This window comes from Ornithinibacillus halophilus, assembly GCF_900129485.1.
GTDB lineage: Bacteria > Bacillota > Bacilli > Bacillales > Amphibacillaceae > Ornithinibacillus > Ornithinibacillus halophilus.
In genome coordinates this window covers 1-19,666 of sequence record NZ_FQVW01000032.1, presented here as the reverse complement: position 1 = coordinate 19,666, position 19,666 = coordinate 1, and the positions used below count along the sequence as shown (strand labels likewise).

Here is a 19,666-nt window from a genome sequence, read left to right as displayed (position 1 = left end):
TTACTTTTTCACATACCTTTCGATGTTTTTTTATTTCGGTTAAACAACATAGCAGTTACCACAATGATTAAAAATGTAGAAAGTAAACCTAAAATCATTTGACCAGTTAATCCAATGAGTAGATATCCAATTGCTGATGCAACAGCAGCAATAATTGCATAAGGTAACTGTGTGATGACATGGTCAATATGATTTGCACCTGCCCCTGTTGACGATAGGATTGTCGTATCGGAAATTGGTGTACAATGATCACCGAATACCGAACCAGCTAATACGGAAGCTAATGTCGGAAGCAGCAATGAAACATCTGTTGAGATAGTAACCTCTGCTGCTATTGGTAGCATAATGCCAAATGTTCCCCAGGAAGTTCCCGTTGCTACAGCCATAACTCCTGAGATTAAGAAGAACAGAAATGGCAATAACATAGAATCGATATTAGCCTCACTCACCAACTCTGCTAAGTATTCACCCGTTTGTAAAGTATCAATAACAGAACCAATCATCCACGCTAATAATAAGATGTAAATGGCAGGTAACATCGTTTTTATACCTTCACGCAAGATAATTCCCGTATTAGCTTTTGGCTTCCTTTGGAAAAAGTGAAATATTAAACTCGTCATTGCAGCTGCCAACCCACCAATAAATAATGAAAAATTCACATTCGTGTTTTCAAAGATTGAAAGCACTGTTCTTTCCCCTGGACTCTCTTTAGCACCAGAAATGGTCATTGTTATAACCGTCGCGACTACTAAAACAGCAATTGGTAAAATTAAATGATAAATTGTTCCGTTTTTATTTGGTTTAAATACATTGGATAAATCACCAGGAACTTTGTCATTTTCAGGATCAATGACTTCACCAGTTTGAATCGCTCGTTCCTCATGTTTTCGCATTGTTCCAATGTCCAATTGCAAGTATGCAGTTAGAAATACAAGCAATAAAGCACCTAACGCATAAAAATTGTATGGAACAATTTTAATAAATGCTTCCAATGGTGGAATTCCACTACTGACGACTAAGCTACCAATAATGCCAATTAGGTATGCTCCCCAACTGGAGATTGGAGAAATTACAGTTATTGGAGCCGATGTGGAATCAATATAATAGGCTAGTTTGGCACGAGAAATCTTATGACGGTCTGTTAATGGTCTTGCAATTTGTCCAACCGCAAGTGCATTAAAATAATCATCAATAAAAATTAACAATCCTAAGGCAGGTGTCACTAATTGTGCACCACGACGAGTTTTTATTCGATGAATCACCCAATCTCCAAATGCCTTTGAACCTCCAGACGCTTGTAAAAAAGCTGTCATGATTCCTAGTAGTAATAAAAAACTAAGCAATTGTATATTTCCCGTTTCAAATCCTCCCCCTGAGTAAAATATAGTATAGAAGTTAGTCCATATCTCGTTAATACTTTGTAATAAATCATATTCATGAATGAACAATGCTCCTACGACAATACCTGCACCTAAGGAAAGTAAAACCTTTCTTGTTAATAGGACAAGAATCAACATAATTAGTGCTGGAATAATTGAATATATCGTTCCAATCATAATACGTAACCTCCGTTGTAACTATATTTTGCGCTATCGTGACGAGGAGATACGTTTTAAATCTAGAAAGAATGTGTTAGACCTTTCTTCATGGACAAAAAGACAAAAAGCAATGATAGGTCGAAACTATCATTGCTTTTTACAATTTACTCACCTATGTCTTCTTTTGGAACAGATATGGAAGGATTACCACCTCCACCACCGTAAAACTCTGGAACTTCACCCATCACAAGACTTTTATCTATTAAAATATGTGTCTTTACAGTACTTGGTTCTGTTATAAACGGAACAATTATTTGTACATCAGCTTCTACTTCAACAAACAGTGTGACAAATACACCGTTTATACCAACTGTTTCTACTTCTTCAACTAATTCAGTCCGTACGGCACCAACTAGTTCAAGATTCACAGGTATTCGCGGTCCTAGATTTGCTAAAATTGAATTATTTGTTGCCTGACCTATTGGTATTTCAATAACTGTTGGATCCCTATCTACTAATTCATCTACCGTATCCCCATAAGGTACAGGTTCACCTAGGGGATCTTCATATCTAGGCGTCTCTCCTCGATTCATGCTGTGAAAAAACTCTTCCACACGATCTGTTGCTGCACGATTGATTTTATTAACAACAGATGAATCCCAATCGACTATACTTATATATCCACTTTCCGAACGCTCTGTAATAGCAAGGTCTTCTATCGTATAACTTTCAGCAAATTTAACTGCTTGATTAATTCCTCGGGTTGCAAATTCATTTGTTTTACGTTCAGCTGCTTCCATTAAGGCTGGAGTAATGCCTTTATCAATAAAAATAATACTTCCTACAGTTACTGCAATAAATAGAAGGAAAGTAATAATTAATAATGTACTTGGTGGAGGTGAAGTTCTCCTTCCTCTAAACCTCATCCGGTGTCTCATCTAAAAAACCCCCTCAACACATCCTATGCTTGTATTAAAGGGGTTAGAATTCTATAATTTATTTATTGATTAACCACAATATATTCCGTCTAAATATGGCATTTTGTAATCATCACTGTGAGTTCTTTAGATAAATCAATTTCATATGGGGTGCCTCTTTTACCATCCTCAAGTATACGGATGATTGGTCGATCACAAAGGTGCTTATTCTGCCTAACAACAACTCCAATTCTATTGTCGCTCAATTGAACCGATACACCGTTTGGATAAATGGCAATACTATTTTTAAAAGCTTCTACCATATCCTTATCAAATAGGTCCATTGCACCCGCATATAATACTTCTAATCCTTCATTTGGTAGCATTGCCTCTCGGTATACTCGATTACTCGTTACAGCATCAAATACATCTGCAACACCAATAATCTTAGCATATAAATGGATTTGATCCCCTTTTATCCCTCGTGGGTAACCTGAACCATTTAAACGCTCATGATGCTGGTAAGCACAGTGGGCAACTACTGTAGAAATAGATTGTTGTTTTCTTAAAATATTATAACCCATGGTTGTATGTGTTTTCATAATTTCAAATTCTTCATCTGTTAATTTTCCAGGTTTGTTTAAGATATTTTTATCGATTAAGCCTTTTCCAATATCATGAAGCAATGCACCAATCCCCAGTTCGGATAATTGATTAGCATTTAAATTCATTGCTTGTCCGATTGCTAGTGAGTATACAGTTACATTTAATGAATGCTGTAATATGTAATCATCTGATAAAAAGATATCGGCTAACATGGAAATCGATTCACCATGAGATTGTATTTCACCAACTATTTGGCTAACGATTGATGCTAACTTCCCTTGCTGTTTATCAAGAATGAAAGAATGTTTTACTACATCACTACCATTTAATTCAGTAAATATATTTCTCATCGTTTGTGTCGTTGTATTTCGCAACTCGTCAGATATAACTGATTTTGCTTGAATATCTGATGTTGTTTTATCTACAACGTAAACATAAGAAATACCATGTCTTTGAAGTCGGTGTAGTATATTCTGTGATAAATACATTCCTTTTTGAAGTAACACCACGCCATTTTCATTAAAAATCGTCTGACCAAGTATAGCTCCAGGTTTTATATACTTCGTACTCACGAGTCTCATAGGTTTCCAACTTTCATATAATACATTGATGAAATTCGACAAAATTTTCTATATTTAAAATAATACCAAAAACTTGTCACTTTTTCCATTAATATCTCATAAATAAAAATGCCTTCCTCCTATGGAAGACATTTAAGCGATTTTTAGAAGGGCTTCTTTTCCAGTCATGCCAACTTCCCAACCGTATTCCTTTGATGCATCTGTAATTTTTTGCAATGGTGCATTTAATAAATCATCGATTGTACGTACACCCATAGCTCGACCTGCAATAACTTCTCGATCCGCTAACTTTTCGTTTAAAACGTCTACATCTAAAGCTGCACACATTATATAGCCAATCTCATTTGTAATCATTAATAAATTTGTTTTAGGAAGTTCAACACGTATTGCAGTAAAGTGTACTCCTTCAATTTCGAGTGGATTCACTGTAATCATTCAAATGCCTCCTTCTTGATGTACTTTATTTGTATGCATCAAGAAGGGGATGTGTCACAACGACCTACCGTAATTCTGTATTAATGTTTCTACTAATAAATCTCGTAGAAATTCAGGCAAAAAGTATGTTTTCAATTTCGAACGAGCAATTTCAGGTAATATTCTTCCAAATGTAAACGTATCTGCAGTGGCTACAGTATATGTTTGTTCAGGATTTATTGGTTCCTTGTCAAAACTAATATTTGTTACATACTCCTGCCCATCTTCATGAAAGTCGGTATTAACCTTTAATCCAGAAAACAACATTCTCCCTAATACTTTCCCTCTGAATCCAAAACCTTTTAATTTAAAATGAGTAAATTCATGGGTAAGTGAGGATCTAACAACTTCCATCAATTCTCGCCCTGTTAATTCTACGACACAAGGATTTATAGGATGTGGACAAATACGATGTACATCTCCATACGTAATATCTCCCACCGGAAACTCCTCAACCAACACACCTGCATTTAACAAAGCACAATCTGCTTTTGTCCATTGGAGCATAGTATCCGTTAAATGTTGCATAATGGATGTTTCTTCAAACCACTTCACTTCGATTGGCTCTTTCGTATGGACAACAACCTCACTCAACGCCTTTTCTGCATCGCATTGTAATTTATCTAGTCTCTGTTCTGTTTCAGTGTCATTATTTGTAGATTCAATATTTGTTGCATACGCTTCTTTTTCGACAATTTCCTTCTTTTCCGTGTCTAAAGTTAAAATTACTTCACCTACATAAGTACAGTGCTTGCCTGCTGCTGTAAGAATTGTATTATTAACCGTTTTACCAGTCCTTAGTAAGTGGTGGGTATGTCCTCCAATAATTACATCAATTTCTGGATATCTTCGAGCTATTTCTTCATCTTCAGTAATACCTAAATGTGACAACAATACAATTATGTCTGTTTTTTGTTTTAGTTGTTCTAGGTATGTTTCTAGTACGTCATAAGGATTAGAGACATGCCAATTTAATAAATGATAATAATCATTAAATGGTGCTGTTAGACCAATAAAGCCAATTTTTACTCCATTTTTCGATTGTACGATCTTTGTAGATTGTAACCAATCAGGATTTCTACCCTCTGTGCTGTTTAAATTAGCACACACAACGTCAAAGGTTGCGTCATCATACAAATGAAATAGTTCATCGTGGGAAAGAGTTATCCCTTCATTATTCCCAATAGTTGCAACATCATATTCTAATTCATTTAATAATTTAACATTCGCTTTACCGAGAAAAGCTTCAGCAATCGGATGAACACGATCAACATGATCACCAATATCAATAAGCCAATAATTTTCATTTGCTTTTTTGTGATTTGCCTTTTTACTTTTCATAAAAGAAGCTACTTTTGGCCATTGTTCAAAATTACTATGTAAATCATTGGTATAATAAAAAAATAATTTTTCTTGCATTTTTCATACCCCTTAAGTTAATCCATTCCATATCATCCGTATCCCAATAACAACTAGGATAATTCTTAATATCCATTCTAGTGTATTCCCTTTTAATAGTTGATTCGTTTTTGCTCCTAGCTTTCCACCAATCCAAGCTCCTGGCAAAAAGAACAAAACATATTCCCACTCAATATGACCTAATGTAATATGTGTACTTGCTCCGATAATACTTACAAAAACGATCATAAACATGGAGGTTGCTGCTGCGATATGGACTGGAAAACCGAATAATAAAATCATAGCAGGAACCATAATAGAACCTCCACCTATTCCAAACAATCCTGAAAGTATACCAACAAGTAATGACAAGAAAAAGGCAAGCCATTTATTAATAGTATATCGATATGTTTTCCCGTCTAAATGAAAGGTTCGAATACTCTTACCTGTACTATTTTGTAGAATAGCAGGTGGATTTCGTTTAATGAAAAATAACATGGAGATTAAAATCGTTAATATCCCAAAATACAATAAGAATGCATCTGTTTCAATAAACTGATTTAGCCATGATCCAAACATACTTCCAGGTATACTTCCAAACAAAAATAATAATCCAGCCTTATAATCTACTCTTCCCTTTTTAAAATAAGAAATCGAGGATGATAAAGAAGTGAATATCATCGTAATCAACGAGATCCCGACAATTGCTTGTGGAGTTGCCCATGAAAAATCTGAAGATAATTCATGTAATAATAATAAACTCGGAACTAGGATTACTCCCCCACCCAAACCGATTAGACTCCCAATAAATGCTGTTAAAATTCCAATTATGATACAAATTAAAAATACCAATAGGTTTCTCCCTCTGTCTTAAATTCAATCATAATTATTATAACATTTTTTCTTTGTCCTATAAAAAAACCTCAAATCAGCAATGCTAATTTGAGGTTTTTTATTAAAAGATAAGAATGTATAAATTTTCGGAGATGTCTACCTCCGAGCGCCCGCTTTGCGCTTTTCTTATATATTAACCGATAGATCCTTCCATTTCGAACTTGATTAATCGGTTCATTTCAACAGCATATTCCATTGGAAGCTCTTTTGTAAATGGTTCAATGAAGCCCATTACAATCATTTCTGTTGCTTCTTCTTCAGATAAACCTCTACTCATTAAGTAGAATAACTGTTCTTCAGAAACTTTAGAAACTTTTGCTTCGTGCTCTAATGAAATGTTGTTGTTGTACACTTCATTATATGGAATTGTATCTGAAGTAGATTCATTATCCATAATTAATGTGTCACACTCAATGTTTGAGCGTGCACCATCTGCTTTACGTCCAAAGTGAACGATTCCGCGATAAGATACTTTACCACCTTGTTTAGAAATAGATTTAGAAACAATAGTGGAAGAAGTATTTGGTGCTAAGTGATGCATTTTTGCACCAGCATCTTGTAATTGCCCTTTACCAGCAAGTGCAATTGATAGTGTATTACCACGTGCACCTTCTCCTTTAAGGATTACAGCTGGATATTTCATAGTCAATTTAGAACCGATGTTACCATCAATCCATTCCATTGTTGCATTCGCATCACAAGTTGCACGTTTTGTAACTAGGTTATACACGTTGTTTGCCCAGTTTTGGATTGTTGTGTAACGGCAATACGCATCTTTTTTAACAAAGATTTCAACTACAGCACTGTGTAGCGAGTTAGTTGTGTATACAGGAGCCGTACAACCTTCAACATAGTGTACAGATGCACCTTCATCCACAATGATTAACGTACGTTCAAACTGTCCCATATTCTCTGAGTTAATACGGAAGTAAGCTTGTAATGGAGTAGTAGTTTGAACTCCTTTTGGCACGTAAATGAAAGAACCACCAGACCAAACAGCTGAGTTTAATGCAGCAAATTTGTTATCTGTATAAGGAATAACTTTACCAAAGTATTCTTTGAATAATTCCTCATTTTCTTTTAAAGCAGTATCTGTATCTTTAAATACGATACCCATTTCTTCTAAGTCTTCTTTTAAGCTGTGGTATACAACCTCAGACTCATATTGAGCAGAAACACCAGCAAGATATTTTTGCTCTGCTTCAGGAATACCTAATTTATCAAACGTTTGCTTGATCTCTTCAGGTACTTCATCCCAAGTACGACCTTGTTTCTCTGAAGGTTTTACATAATAAACAATTTCATCAAAATCTAATTCAGAAAGGTCTCCACCCCATTGAGGCATTGGACGCTCATAGAAATGTTCTAATGCTTTTAGACGATAATCAAGCATCCATTGTGGTTCTTCTTTCATTTTAGAAATTTCCTCAACTACTTTACGAGTTAATCCTCGTTCCGTACGGAAAATCGAAACATCTTTATCTGAAAAGCCATATTTATACTCTTCTATTTCCGGCATATTTTTTGCCATTGTTTAACCTCCTTTAGGTATTTGTTGGCAAATACGATCTATTCTTTAACCCCTTTTTCCATTGCCTTCCAGGCTAGGGTCGCGCATTTAATTCGAGCAGGGAATTTAGAAACTCCTTGTAATGAAAGAATATCTCCTAAGTCTTCATCCATATCAATATCTTCACCAAGCATCATTTCCGAAAAAGTTTTTGACATTGTTAATGCTTCATCAATTGTTTTTCCTTTAATTGCTTGAGTCATCATTGATGCAGAAGACATGCTTATAGAGCAACCTTCCCCTTCAAATTTAGCTTCAACAACTTTACCATCTTCTATTTGCAACTGTAATTGAATTCGATCCCCACAAGTCGGATTATTCATATCAACTGTTAAAGAATCTCCATCTACAGTTCCTCTGTTACGAGGATTTTTGTAGTGATCCATAATCACCTGTCTATATAGTGTATCAAGGTTGTTAAAAGACATCACCAAAAAACTCCTTCGTCTTCAAAAGTCCATCAACCAATTTCTCGACATCATCTTCTGTATTGTATAAATAGAAGCTTGCACGAGCTGTAGCTGTAACATTAAGCCACTTCATTAAAGGCTGACAGCAATGATGACCTGCTCGAACGGCAATGCCAAATGAATCCAGTGCAGTTGCCACGTCATGTGGATGTACATCATCTAAGTTGAACGTAACAAGTGCAGCTCGGTGTTCTGGACCAAATACCTGTATACCATCTATTGTACGTATTCTTTCCATTGCATAGTCAGCTAATTTTTGTTCATGCTCTAAAATGTTATCCATACCAATCTCTGATAGGAAGTCAATGGCAGCTCCAAGTCCTACAGCCCCAGCAATAATAGGAGTACCACCTTCAAATTTCCACGGGAGTTCTTTCCATGTTGAATCATATAGATTAACAAAGTCAATCATTTCTCCACCAAATTCAATTGGCTCCATGTTTTCTAAAAGTTCCCGTTTTCCGTATAGAACTCCGATTCCAGTTGGTGCACACATCTTATGTCCTGAGAATGCATAAAAATCACAGTCCATATCTTGTACATCAACCTCAATATGAGGAGCACCTTGAGCACCATCAACCACTACAACAGCACCATTTTCATGGGCAATTTTAGTGATTTCCTTAACCGGATGAATGGTACCTAATACGTTTGATACATGGGCAATAGCCACGACTTTCGTATTCGGTGTAATTGTATTTTTAACATCTTCAAGTGTAACTGTTCCATCCTCTTGAAGTGGGATGAATTTTAATGTTGCACCAGTTGCGCGAGCTGCTTGTTGCCAAGGAATAATATTACTATGGTGTTCCATCTGTGTAGTGACGATTTCATCACCTGGCTTCAAGTTAGCTCGAGCATAGCTAGATGCAACGATATTTATAGCAGTAGTAGTACCACGTGTAAAAATCACTTCTTGTGTACTAGATGCATTAATGAATCTCCGTACCTTCTCTCTAGCACCTTCATATAAGTCGGTAGCACGAGAACCTAACGTATGCACTCCGCGGTGAACGTTCGAGTTATGTTGTCGGTAATAATCGTTAACCGCTTCGATTACTTGAATAGGTTTTTGCGAGGTAGCGGATGAATCAAGGTAAACTAAAGGATGTCCGTTCACTTCCTGATCTAAAATAGGAAACTGTTGCCGTATGGCTTTCACATCCATTAGTTAACCTTCCTTTCAATAACTTGTGTCAATTGTTTCTTAACAGATTCAATTGGCAATTGATTTACCACTGGCGCTAAGAATCCGTGAATAACTAAACGTTCAGCTTCATGCTGAGTAATACCACGACTCATTAGATAATAAAGTTGAAGTGGATCTACACGTCCGACAGAAGCCGCATGACCTGCTGTTACGTCATCTTCATCAATTAATAGAATTGGGTTCGCATCTCCACGTGCTTTTTCACTTAACATCAATACACGTGATTCTTGCTCTGCATTTGATTTTGATGCACCGTGCTCAATTTTACCAATACCATTAAAGACGTTTGATGCACTATCTTTCATTACCCCGTGTTGTAGGATATACCCTTCTGAGTTTTTACCAAAGTGAACAATTTTAGCAGTCATGTTACTTGTTTGTTTTCCACGACCAACTGTTACTGCTTTAGCATTTGAAAGTGAATTATCTCCAACTAGATGAGTAATGTTTTCAAATACAGTGTTTCCATCATTCATTTGTCCTAATGCCCAATCAATTGTAGCATCACGATATGCGACTCCACGACGATTTACATAGGATGTAGTACCAGCTGATAGATTGTCAACTGCACCAAATGAAATTTTAGCGTTATCTTGTGCAATCACTTCTGCTACAATATTCGCTACAGTTTTTTCGTCTGGATTATGAGAAATATAGTTTTCAACGTATGTTAATGAACTATTTTCATCAGCAACAACTAATACATGATTAAACAATGCTGCTTCCGGGTCTTCTTGCCAGAATACAACTTGAAGTGGAACTTCAACTTGAACATTTTTCGGTACATAGACAAAGATCCCACCATTCATTAATGCAGCATGTAACGCTGTTAAACGATGTTCATCAACTGAAACGCCATCTTTCATGAAATAACGTTTAACTAAATCTTCATGTTCATTCATTGCAGTAAAGATATCAGTGAAAATGACACCTTTATCTTGTAATTCTTTACTAATTGCAGAATAAGCAACCGATTGGTTACGTTGTATTAATAAATTCTCTGGTAAATTGTCTTTATCAAATAAATCTTTAATTTCTGTTGGTAGATCTGTCAAAGATGAAAGTTTCTCACCTTGTGCAAAATCATGCTTGAAACTGCTAAAGTCCCATTTACTAATGTTGGTCTTATCTGGTTTAGGCATTTCAAGAGAATTTGCTTGCTCTAAAGCTTGAAGGCGTAGCTCTTTCATCCATTGTGGTTCATTACGTTTATTTGAGAACTCTTCAATATAAGATTTTTCATATGGTAGCTTTGTTTCAACAGCCATATTACCCCTCCTTACTTATGCATTTTGCTCTACAGTTTCGTCTTCAATGCCTAACTCTTCTTTAATCCAATCATAACCTTCTGCTTCTAAACGTTGTGCTAGTTCTGGTCCACCAGATTTCACTACGCGACCTTGCATCATTACATGTACATGATCTGGAGTGATGTAGTTAAGCAAACGTTGATAGTGGGTAATGATTAAGCAACCAAAGTTTTCATCACGTAATTTATTGATTCCTTTTGAAACAACTTTTAATGCATCGATATCTAGACCTGAGTCAATTTCATCAAGGATCGCAATTTCTGGTTTAAGTAACATTAATTGAAGAATCTCATTACGTTTCTTCTCTCCACCTGAGAACCCTTCATTTAAGTATCTTTGAGCCATGTTTTTGTCAATTTCTAAGTAGTCTAATGCTTCATCCATTTCTTTAATGAATTTCATTAATGGAATCTCATCGCCTTCTTCACGACGAGCATTAATAGAAGAACGTAAGAAATCAGAAGTTGTAACACCACTAATTTCACTTGGGTATTGCATTGCCAAGAAAAGACCAGCACGTGCACGCTCATCAACTTCCATTTCAAGTACATCTTCACCATCAAGTAAAATTTGACCTTGAGTTACTTCATATTTAGGATGACCCATAATTGCTGAAGCAAGTGTAGATTTACCTGTACCGTTTGGTCCCATTACTGCGTGGAACTCTCCACCTTTTATAGTAAGGTTTACACCTTTTAATATCTCTTTACCTTCAATTTCAACATGAAGATCTTTAATTTCTAGCGTTGATCCAGCCATATCAATACCTCCAAATACTTTTATATTTTTTAACTTGAATAGATTGACATCCATTCTCACTTTATTCTCATTACAATCTTAAAGCATTTCGAATTTAATATCAACTTTTTAAATTAAAGATGTCACACCTATTCACAAAGCTATTCTAACATAACTAAATGTAAATTTCTGCATATACAAAAATAGTAAGAAAAGCGAACAAAATATCTGTGAAAGAGATCTCTGAAAGCTAAATTTTCCTTAAATAAAAAAGCTGGCACTCAAGTGAGTACCAACTTTAATTTTCTTTCTATATATATTATCATCGATGAAGCTGATTATCTAATTCGGCAGCCATGTATTTACATTTTTCATATTCTTTATGTCGTCTTTTTTCTACTAACATACGCTTTTCTAATCTTCTTCCGTACTCTTCATAACCAATCTTGTGCGACTTATGCATCGCCTTCTCCATCTCCGGAGTGTAATTCATTTTGAGGTCACTATTAATAGTGAATCATCCTTTCTTTTATTTGACAGTAACTAGAGTAACACACGGACACCGTGGACACCAAAATCCATTTGAACTGTCTTGAAAGAATGAATTCGTATTTAACCTTCTGAATTTAACATAGCAATCAATCCTATAAAAATTTAGCCTTTTTCTGCTAATAACCTCCATTTACTATACATTTGCTAAAAACAGAGTAAAATCTTCAAGTTATTCGCACTCAACTTATACTTTTAACTTGATTGCTTTTGTTGCAATAAATGTCTTAATATATTTATCTAGTATACGTGTACCACCAAAATCATCCTCATAAAATCCTGCAATGACAAATCCAGCATCAATTTGTCCTTGTATTTGATCATCCAAGGTATGTGCATATTCTATCGTTTGATTAGAGTTAATGTATTCTTGAATTTCCTCTTCAGGCAAATAATCCAATGTCGATGAAGGGATTGAGTGCTTCACATCGAGAATGCCCTCTCTTTCTAGATTATCATCAAAAATCCAAAGTAAAGGGTTAGTAAATCCCGCAATTAGTATACCCTCATCCTTTATAACTCTTGAAACTTCATTCCAAACTGGACGAACATCATTAACGAATAAGTTGGAAACAGGATTAATGACTATATCAAAAAATCCATCTTCAAAGTTACTTAAGTCTCGCATGTCACCTTGGACGGTTTTTATATGTAATCCATCACGTTTTGCTACTTTCTCATCTTGCTCCAATTGTTTTTTTGAAATATCGGTCACTGTAACATCTGCTCCAGCCGCAGCTAAAACGGGGGCTTGTTGGCCACCACCTGATGCTAAGCAAAGAATCTTCAATCCTTTTATGGATTCAGGAAACCAATTCCTTGGTACTGATTTTTCGGTAGTAACTGTAATTCCCCATTGTCCTAACTTACTTTTTTCAATTGTTTCACTGCTAACAGATTGTGTGTATCTAGACCCCTCTTCAACCTTTTTATCCCATGCTTTACTATTTTGTTTAGTTGTATCCATTTCAATTTCTCCATTCTAATTTTCATTCCAGTATCTAGTAGCTTTATAATAACATATTATTCAAAATATTAGATGATTAATTCCACCAAAAAACTCGCACAGTTTCTTCATTTAAGAATCTGCGCGAGTTGCAAGGATTAAGTAACTATTTATTATTGATCTCCACCAACAGGAACAACAGCACCTTCATAATTTTCAACGATGAAGTTTTGAATATCCTCTGATTGTAACACTTCTACTAATGTATTTAAGTCTTCATCATCTTTGTCTTCCGCACGAACTGCAATTACATTCACATATTCTGAGTCAGATCCTTCAATGAATAATGCATCTTCTAGTGGGTTTAAATCTGCACCTATTGCATAGTTTGTATTAATTACAACAAGTGAATTTTCTTCTGAGAAATAAATCTCTGGCAATAACTCTGGAACTACATCAGGTGAAAATTCTAATTCTTTTGGATTTTCCACAATATCATCAATTTCAGCTGCACCTTTGTCAACAGAATCATCTAATGTAATTAATCCTTGAGCTTCAAATAAAGATAAAATACGTGCATGGTCAGCAACTGAATTACTTAAAATGACTTCTGTACCATTTGGAATTTCATCAATGCTAGTAATCGATTGAGAATATACTCCCATTGGTTCTACATGGATACCATCGATATAATCTAATTCATAGCCAGTATCTGCAACTGTTTGTTCTAAATAAGGGATATGTTGGAAATAGTTTGCATCTAAATCCCCATTTTCTAAATCATCATTCGGAAGAACATAGTCTTCATATTCTTCAATTTCAAGCGTAATTCCTTTTTCCTCTAATAAAGGCTTCGCTTCTTCTAAAATCTCTGCATGTGGGATACTTGATGCACCAATAACAAGTGTACGATCCTCTTCTTCATTGTTGTTACCATTTGAGGAATCTGCTCCTCCACAAGCCGCTAGAACAAGAACTACTAATAATGAAATAAATCCTAAAACTTTCTTCATGAATAATCTCTCCTCTGTTTGTTTTTATTAAGAAAAGCGCAAGCGCCTTGGTCAGCCTCAGGCATAGCTTAAGCCGAGCCTCGGCGTGGCGATCTTTGCCCGTGATGAGGATTGACTTAAGACCTCGAGGGGGTAGGCGCTGGAGCTAGACATCTCTGAAATTTTATACTTTTTTTCTATAAAATCGGCTTTGCCGTTTTTAACTAATTAAAATTTACCTTTTGTCTAAACGATTTGATATAAAGTCGCCAATAAATTGGAAGATAAATACGATAATCACAATTACGATGGTACAAACCAAGACTACATCGAAATCTCGTCGCATAAACCCATAATAGTGAGCATAGTTTCCTAAGCCACCGGCACCAATTACTCCTGCCATCGCTGTATAGCCAATTAAAGCAATAGCTGTTACAGTAAGTCCCGAGATTAGTGCTGGCATCGATTCTGGAAGTAACACCTTAAAAATAATCGTTCGAGTCTTTGCCCCCATGGAGTGGGCTGCTTCTACTACGCCTTTATCCACTTCTTTTAAAGCAATTTCGACCAGTCGACCATAAAATGGGGCCGCTCCAATGATTAGTGCTGGTAATGCTGCATTTGGTCCTCGAATGGTACCTACGATAAAATCGGTAAATGGGAATAGTAATAAGATCAATATAATAAAAGGAATTGCTCGGAACACATTTACAAAACTAGCAACGATCGCATTTATAAACTTATTTTCCCAAATACCACCTTTAACTGTTAAGTAAAGTAATAGTCCTAAAAGGACCCCAAATATAAACGTTCCCACTAGTGCAATAATCGTCATGTAAAATGTTTCATACGTTGCTTCAATCAAGTCTTCCATCTTTAAGTTAGGAAATAAATCAGTTAGCATGATGGATAACCTCCACTTCTATTGAGGTTTCTTCATTAATGTATTGAATCGTCTCATTTAAAACTTTCGGATCCCCAAGGATTTGTACAGTCAACGTTCCATAAGAACCACGTTTCGTTTGTGTAATCTTCCCTTGAAGGATATTAACTTCAACTTCAAATTGTTTCGATATCTTACTAATTAATGCTTGATTAGCAGACTCACCTACAAAATGCAGTCGAATTAATTCGCCATTTTTATAGTTATCGAATGATAATTCAGAGTCATCTTCCTGACTCCCCATCACTTGTTCCACAAATTTCTTTGTTACTGGTTGTTGAGGCTTTAGGAAAACATCCAGAACATCACCTTGTTCCACGATATTTCCATTTTCCATAACGGCTACACGGTTACATATTTTACGAATAACATGCATCTCATGGGTAATTAAAATAATGGTTAATCCTAATCTCTCATTAATATCAACTAACAAATCCAGGATTGAGTTCGTTGTCTCAGGATCAAGTGCAGAAGTTGCTTCATCACAGAGTAATACTTTTGGATTATTGGCTAAAGCCCTCGCTATTCCAACACGCTGTTTTTGTCCCCCACTTAATTGAGACGGATATGCATTCTCCCTACCAGACAAACCTACTAAATCAATCAATTCCTGCACTCTCTTGTCACGTTTATCCTTAGGAGTACCTGCTATTTCGAGTGGAAAAGCAATATTGTCTTTTACTGTTCTTGACCATAACAGGTTAAAATGCTGAAAAATCATTCCTATTTCCTGTCTAGCCACCCGAAGTTCCTTTTTTGTTAAGGATGTAATTTCCTGGTTATCTATGTTTATTGTTCCATCCGTTGGTTCTTCCAATCGATTGATTAAACGTACAAACGTACTTTTTCCAGCACCACTATATCCAATCACTCCAAATATTTCTCCATCAGGAATATCAAGTGTTATATGATCAACTGCAGTAATTGATTTATCCCTTGTTTTAAAAACTTTATTCAATCCTTTAATGGATATCATGCAAGCTACCTCCTTACTTTCAACATTTTTATTATGTCCTCTAACACCAAAAAAAACGTCTTTCTGTATAAGAGAACAGAAAGACGTTTTAATATATATCTCACGTTCTCTCATCTTTCAAAGCATAACGCTTCGCAGGATTTGGCACCTTTCCAAACATAAATGTTTGTAGGTTGCCGTGGTTTCGTAGGGCCTTTCCCTCCACCACTCTGGATAAGAGTTTGATAGTATTCAATTTAAATTAATAAATCCAATATTAGCACCGTTCTAATTAAGTGTCAACCTTTTTTTCAAAAGTTTATTTCATGGTCAACAACTCTTTGATAATCACTAGTCCGGAATCCTACTTAAACTACTTTATCTATTAAATAAATCTGGACGATAATCTAATAAGTATCGATAAATATTAGGGATTGATTGAAAAGCGTATACTTTTTCTTTTATCTCGTCTTTATTCTTCACTAATAAACAAGGAACACTCTCTATTTTATGTTCTTGCATAAATTCTGGATACAATGAGGCATTCATTTCATAAAATATCTCTTCTTTGTGAGTATCTTCAATTTGTTGTAACATGCCACGTGCTACATGACACGTACCACAAAATGGGGTATGAATATATAATAAATAATTGGAATCCTTTAGTTTAGTTTCATCTATTGTTATCAAAAAATCACCCTTATTACTTCATCAGCTATTTATAATAAAAAGAGAGGGTCTACAGAGATTCGTTTACTTACCAAAGCAGTTGCCAAGAAATTCACAGGTGTTGTTGCGACTTCTCTATATTCACTACTAACGTAGATATGTTCAGCATGTGGTAGTTCGTTTGATAATTGTTTGCGGAGTTTTTTACCTGACTTGTCTTCATCTACTAATATATATACATCCTTGTTATATAAATCATACGTATCAAGTAATTCATCTAGTTTTTCTACTCCTAATGTTCCATTAGTACAAATGATAGTAACCTCTTCATTGATTACTTTCTCTATTTGCTTTTTATCCGTCAAACCTTCCACGATAATCACTTTATTAACATTAGTATTATCCATATGCTATAACACCTCAGGTATAATTTAAAGAAGGCTGACTCTCCAAATAAGAGTCAGCCTTTATAGTTGTCCATATTAGTCTTCTTCAGTTACTTCTTTATACGCCTCAGCAGAAAGTAAATTATCAAATTCTGACTCATCAGAAGGCTCAACTACGATCATCCATGCACTCTCATATGGAGATTCATTAACTAGTTCAGGACTATCTTCTAGCTCTTCATTTACTTCGACAATTTTACCACTTATTGGTGCATAAAGCTCAGATACAGTTTTTACAGATTCAACACTACCAAATGGCTCGTCAGCTTCGATTTCTTCTCCAACTTCTGGTAGCTCTACAAACACAATATCCCCTAACTCATCTTGTGCAAAATCAGTAATACCAATACGAACTTTGCCGTCTTCTTTTTTCACCCATTCGTGTTCTTCTGAATACAACAAATCTTTTGGTAAGCTCATTGCAATCCCTCCTATAGTTCATATAAATTTACTATACATCGTACAAGCTTTTATTTCTAGTATTACACCTTAATTTTTTAACCACATTTCTTCAAATTGATCCTCTTTAAATCCAACGGTTACCTTCGAGCCATCCGTCACAATTGGGCGCTTAATTAACATCCCATCAGAAGCAAGAATATCTGCCATTTCTTCAGTGGATGCATCCTTAATTTTTTCCTTTATATTCAACTCACGATATTTTTTACCACTTGTATTGAAAAACTTTTTAGCAGGTAATTCACTTTTTGAAATTAAATCAATTAGTTCATCTTTGGTTGGTGTCTCTTCCACAATATGTATGCTTTGAAAATCAACGTTATGCTCTTCAAACCATTTCTTCGCTTTTTTACATGTTCCACAGTTTGGATACCAATAAAAAGTAAGTGCCATTTTATCCCTCCTTATTTGTTAGTTTACCATGATTTTTGTTAAAAATTAATACATTATCATCTATCTTATTGATTGAATTATATAAAAATAATACACTTATTTTAGTAGAAGTAGTAATGTTAGATAAATACTTGTCTTAAAAGAGGAGTAACCATGTCATATATCAATGAGATCCCAATTTTACTTATTATAGTTTCATATATTATTTACATACCAGTTAGAATTCTGTATTTGTCCAAGACAGGAAGTTATAAACTTTTTAAAGAAATTGTTTATTTGTTATTAATTGCATACGCGGAAAGCTTACTGTACTTAACTATTTTCCCGTCACCCGGCCAGACAGCAGATGGAGTTTCTATTAATTTAATCCCATTTGAAACGATCAACCGTTATATAGCATTTGATGGTGATGTTGCTATTCCAATGATAAATTTGGTCGGTAATATAGTTGTTTTTATACCTATTGGGATATTTGCTGTACTATTGTATTCATCCATTAAATTGAGGCATGTAATTCTAATAGGGTTCACTTGTACTTTATTCATTGAATTCTCTCAATTAATTCTTTCCTCTTTAGGTCTGTTGGCTAGAAGCTTTGATGTCGATGACCTTCTATTAAATACAATTGGAGTAGTGCTAGGTTACATTTTAATTAAATTATTAATTCTACTTTAAAATACTTTTTAAAATTTTCTAATTAATCTATAATAGTAATAAGTAAATTGAACCAGGAAGTAGGTCGGTATTATGAAAAAATACACCATCTTGCTACTGACATTATTACTATTTGTTTTTATGTTTAACGTATTTTCTACTAAGGACCGAAATGTACAATTAGTAACAACAATTGAAGAATTAGAGACAGATATGAATGAACAATTTCTATTATTTGAGAAAAAGTTAAAACAAAAAGAAGACCGGATACAATATTTAGAAGACCAAATTTATGAAAAAGATAGTCTTATGTATGAATTCATTTCAAAATTAAATCTTAATAATTACGATGTTGCGGCTATTATGGATCGGGTAGAAAACCTACCTAGACAATTCGGGCCAGATGATCATGTTGCGACAAAAAATTAACCCTCTGTTAAAAAAACAGGGGGAATTTTTATGACCATTATGTTGCTAGTGGACTATCGATTACCGTAGCTAGCACTTTTCCTCTCCTTACGGCATCGAGATGGCTTATCGATTACCATAGCTAGCACTTTTTCCCTCCTTCCGGCATCGAGATGGCTTATCGATTACCGTAGCTAGCACTTTTCCCCTCCTTCCGGCATCGAGATGGGCTATCGATTACCGTAGCTAGCACTTTTCCTCTCCTTCCGGCATCGAGATGGCTTATCGATTACCGTAGCTAGCACTTTTTCCCTCCTTCCGGCATCGAGATGGCTTATCGATTACCGTAGCTAGCACTTTTCCCCTCCTTCCGGCATCGAGATCGGCTCTCGTTTACCGTAGCTAGCACTTTTCCCCTCCTTCCGGCATCGAGATCGGCTCTCGTTTACCTTTTCACCCTTCTTTTCCTTCAATAGGACATCGAGTAACAAAAAAATGCTCAGGGAAAACCAGCCCCGAGCATTTTTCTTTATTATTATTAAACTA

22 protein-coding genes and 1 riboswitch are annotated in these 19,666 nt (G+C 35.3%); of the genes, 2 read left to right on the top strand and 20 right to left on the bottom strand.

Annotated elements, in window-relative coordinates; translation table 11 throughout:
- Positions 1-8: 8 nt before the first annotated feature.
- The 20 genes from BUB12_RS12205 to BUB12_RS12115 all read right to left on the bottom strand — a co-directional run bounded on the left by BUB12_RS12205 (position 9) and on the right by BUB12_RS12115 (position 18,058).
- Positions 9-1,556 (bottom strand): Na+/H+ antiporter NhaC family protein, encoded by a 1,548-nt coding sequence (locus BUB12_RS12205; protein ID WP_072891203.1) that lies wholly within the window; start codon positions 1,554-1,556, stop codon positions 9-11.
- 146 nt (positions 1,557-1,702) lie between these two features.
- Positions 1,703-2,476 (bottom strand): sporulation protein YunB, encoded by a 774-nt coding sequence (gene yunB, locus BUB12_RS12200; protein WP_072891202.1) that lies wholly within the window; start codon positions 2,474-2,476, stop codon positions 1,703-1,705.
- Between the two features lie 89 nt (positions 2,477-2,565).
- Positions 2,566-3,642, bottom strand: a complete 1,077-nt coding sequence (locus BUB12_RS12195) for an HD-GYP domain-containing protein (protein WP_072891201.1) — start codon at positions 3,640-3,642, stop codon at positions 2,566-2,568.
- Positions 3,643-3,774: 132 nt separating this feature from the next.
- Positions 3,775-4,077: a YunC family protein gene (locus BUB12_RS12190; RefSeq protein ID WP_072891200.1), complete on the bottom strand. Its 303-nt coding sequence runs from the start codon at positions 4,075-4,077 to the stop codon at positions 3,775-3,777.
- A gap of 54 nt (positions 4,078-4,131) precedes the next feature.
- Positions 4,132-5,535 (bottom strand): bifunctional metallophosphatase/5'-nucleotidase, encoded by a 1,404-nt coding sequence (locus BUB12_RS12185; RefSeq protein ID WP_072891199.1) that lies wholly within the window; start codon positions 5,533-5,535, stop codon positions 4,132-4,134.
- Between the two features lie 12 nt (positions 5,536-5,547).
- Positions 5,548-6,366: a sulfite exporter TauE/SafE family protein gene (locus BUB12_RS12180; RefSeq protein ID WP_072891198.1), complete on the bottom strand. Its 819-nt coding sequence runs from the start codon at positions 6,364-6,366 to the stop codon at positions 5,548-5,550.
- A 175-nt stretch (positions 6,367-6,541) separates the two neighbouring features.
- The gene (gene sufB, locus BUB12_RS12175) at positions 6,542-7,939 is read right to left on the bottom strand and encodes a Fe-S cluster assembly protein SufB (RefSeq protein WP_072891197.1); all 1,398 of its coding nucleotides are present in this window, start codon (positions 7,937-7,939) and stop codon (positions 6,542-6,544) included.
- Between the two features lie 38 nt (positions 7,940-7,977).
- Positions 7,978-8,406, bottom strand: coding sequence for a Fe-S cluster assembly sulfur transfer protein SufU (gene sufU / locus BUB12_RS12170; RefSeq protein ID WP_072891196.1), 429 nt, complete (start codon positions 8,404-8,406; stop codon positions 7,978-7,980).
- A complete protein-coding gene (locus BUB12_RS12165) occupies positions 8,396-9,616 on the bottom strand; it encodes a cysteine desulfurase (RefSeq protein WP_072891195.1) in 1,221 nt (406 codons plus the stop codon). The genes sufU and BUB12_RS12165 overlap by 11 nt, the downstream gene beginning before the upstream one ends.
- A complete protein-coding gene (gene sufD / locus BUB12_RS12160; RefSeq protein WP_072891194.1) occupies positions 9,616-10,926 on the bottom strand; it encodes a Fe-S cluster assembly protein SufD in 1,311 nt (436 codons plus the stop codon). Before sufD ends, BUB12_RS12165 begins: the two co-directional genes overlap by 1 nt.
- 15 nt (positions 10,927-10,941) lie before the next feature.
- Positions 10,942-11,727: a Fe-S cluster assembly ATPase SufC gene (gene sufC / locus BUB12_RS12155; protein ID WP_072891193.1), complete on the bottom strand. Its 786-nt coding sequence runs from the start codon at positions 11,725-11,727 to the stop codon at positions 10,942-10,944.
- A 301-nt stretch (positions 11,728-12,028) separates the two neighbouring features.
- Complete coding sequence (locus tag BUB12_RS17725; protein ID WP_234982698.1) at positions 12,029-12,181, bottom strand: YuzK family famiily protein; 153 nt, start codon at positions 12,179-12,181, stop codon at positions 12,029-12,031.
- Positions 12,182-12,442: 261 nt separating this feature from the next.
- Complete coding sequence (locus tag BUB12_RS12150; protein ID WP_072891192.1) at positions 12,443-13,222, bottom strand: class I SAM-dependent methyltransferase; 780 nt, start codon at positions 13,220-13,222, stop codon at positions 12,443-12,445.
- A gap of 152 nt (positions 13,223-13,374) precedes the next feature.
- Positions 13,375-14,214 (bottom strand): MetQ/NlpA family ABC transporter substrate-binding protein, encoded by an 840-nt coding sequence (locus BUB12_RS12145; RefSeq protein WP_072891191.1) that lies wholly within the window; start codon positions 14,212-14,214, stop codon positions 13,375-13,377.
- Positions 14,215-14,428: 214 nt separating this feature from the next.
- Positions 14,429-15,097 carry a methionine ABC transporter permease gene (locus tag BUB12_RS12140; RefSeq protein ID WP_072891190.1) on the bottom strand — a complete coding sequence of 223 codons (669 nt, stop codon included), beginning with the start codon at positions 15,095-15,097 and terminating at the stop codon, positions 14,429-14,431.
- Positions 15,087-16,112 (bottom strand): methionine ABC transporter ATP-binding protein, encoded by a 1,026-nt coding sequence (locus tag BUB12_RS12135; protein ID WP_072891189.1) that lies wholly within the window; start codon positions 16,110-16,112, stop codon positions 15,087-15,089. Before BUB12_RS12135 ends, BUB12_RS12140 begins: the two co-directional genes overlap by 11 nt.
- 107 nt (positions 16,113-16,219) lie before the next feature.
- Positions 16,220-16,332: riboswitch (SAM riboswitch) on the bottom strand.
- Between the two features lie 137 nt (positions 16,333-16,469).
- Positions 16,470-16,781, bottom strand: a complete 312-nt coding sequence (locus BUB12_RS12130; RefSeq protein ID WP_072891188.1) for a thioredoxin family protein — start codon at positions 16,779-16,781, stop codon at positions 16,470-16,472.
- Positions 16,782-16,810: 29 nt separating this feature from the next.
- Positions 16,811-17,167 carry a toprim domain-containing protein gene (locus BUB12_RS12125; RefSeq protein ID WP_072891187.1) on the bottom strand — a complete coding sequence of 119 codons (357 nt, stop codon included), beginning with the start codon at positions 17,165-17,167 and terminating at the stop codon, positions 16,811-16,813.
- Positions 17,168-17,242: 75 nt separating this feature from the next.
- On the bottom strand, positions 17,243-17,626 hold the full coding sequence (gene gcvH / locus BUB12_RS12120; protein WP_072891186.1) for a glycine cleavage system protein GcvH: 384 nt from the start codon (positions 17,624-17,626) through the stop codon (positions 17,243-17,245).
- Positions 17,627-17,695: 69 nt separating this feature from the next.
- Complete coding sequence (locus tag BUB12_RS12115; protein WP_072891185.1) at positions 17,696-18,058, bottom strand: arsenate reductase family protein; 363 nt, start codon at positions 18,056-18,058, stop codon at positions 17,696-17,698.
- Positions 18,059-18,211: 153 nt separating this feature from the next.
- Between BUB12_RS12115 and BUB12_RS12110 the strand changes: the two genes are divergently transcribed.
- The gene (locus tag BUB12_RS12110) at positions 18,212-18,733 is read left to right on the top strand and encodes a VanZ family protein (RefSeq protein ID WP_072891184.1); all 522 of its coding nucleotides are present in this window, start codon (positions 18,212-18,214) and stop codon (positions 18,731-18,733) included.
- Between the two features lie 72 nt (positions 18,734-18,805).
- Positions 18,806-19,141, top strand: a complete 336-nt coding sequence (locus BUB12_RS12105; RefSeq protein ID WP_072891183.1) for a hypothetical protein — start codon at positions 18,806-18,808, stop codon at positions 19,139-19,141.
- Positions 19,142-19,666: the final 525 nt, after the last annotated feature.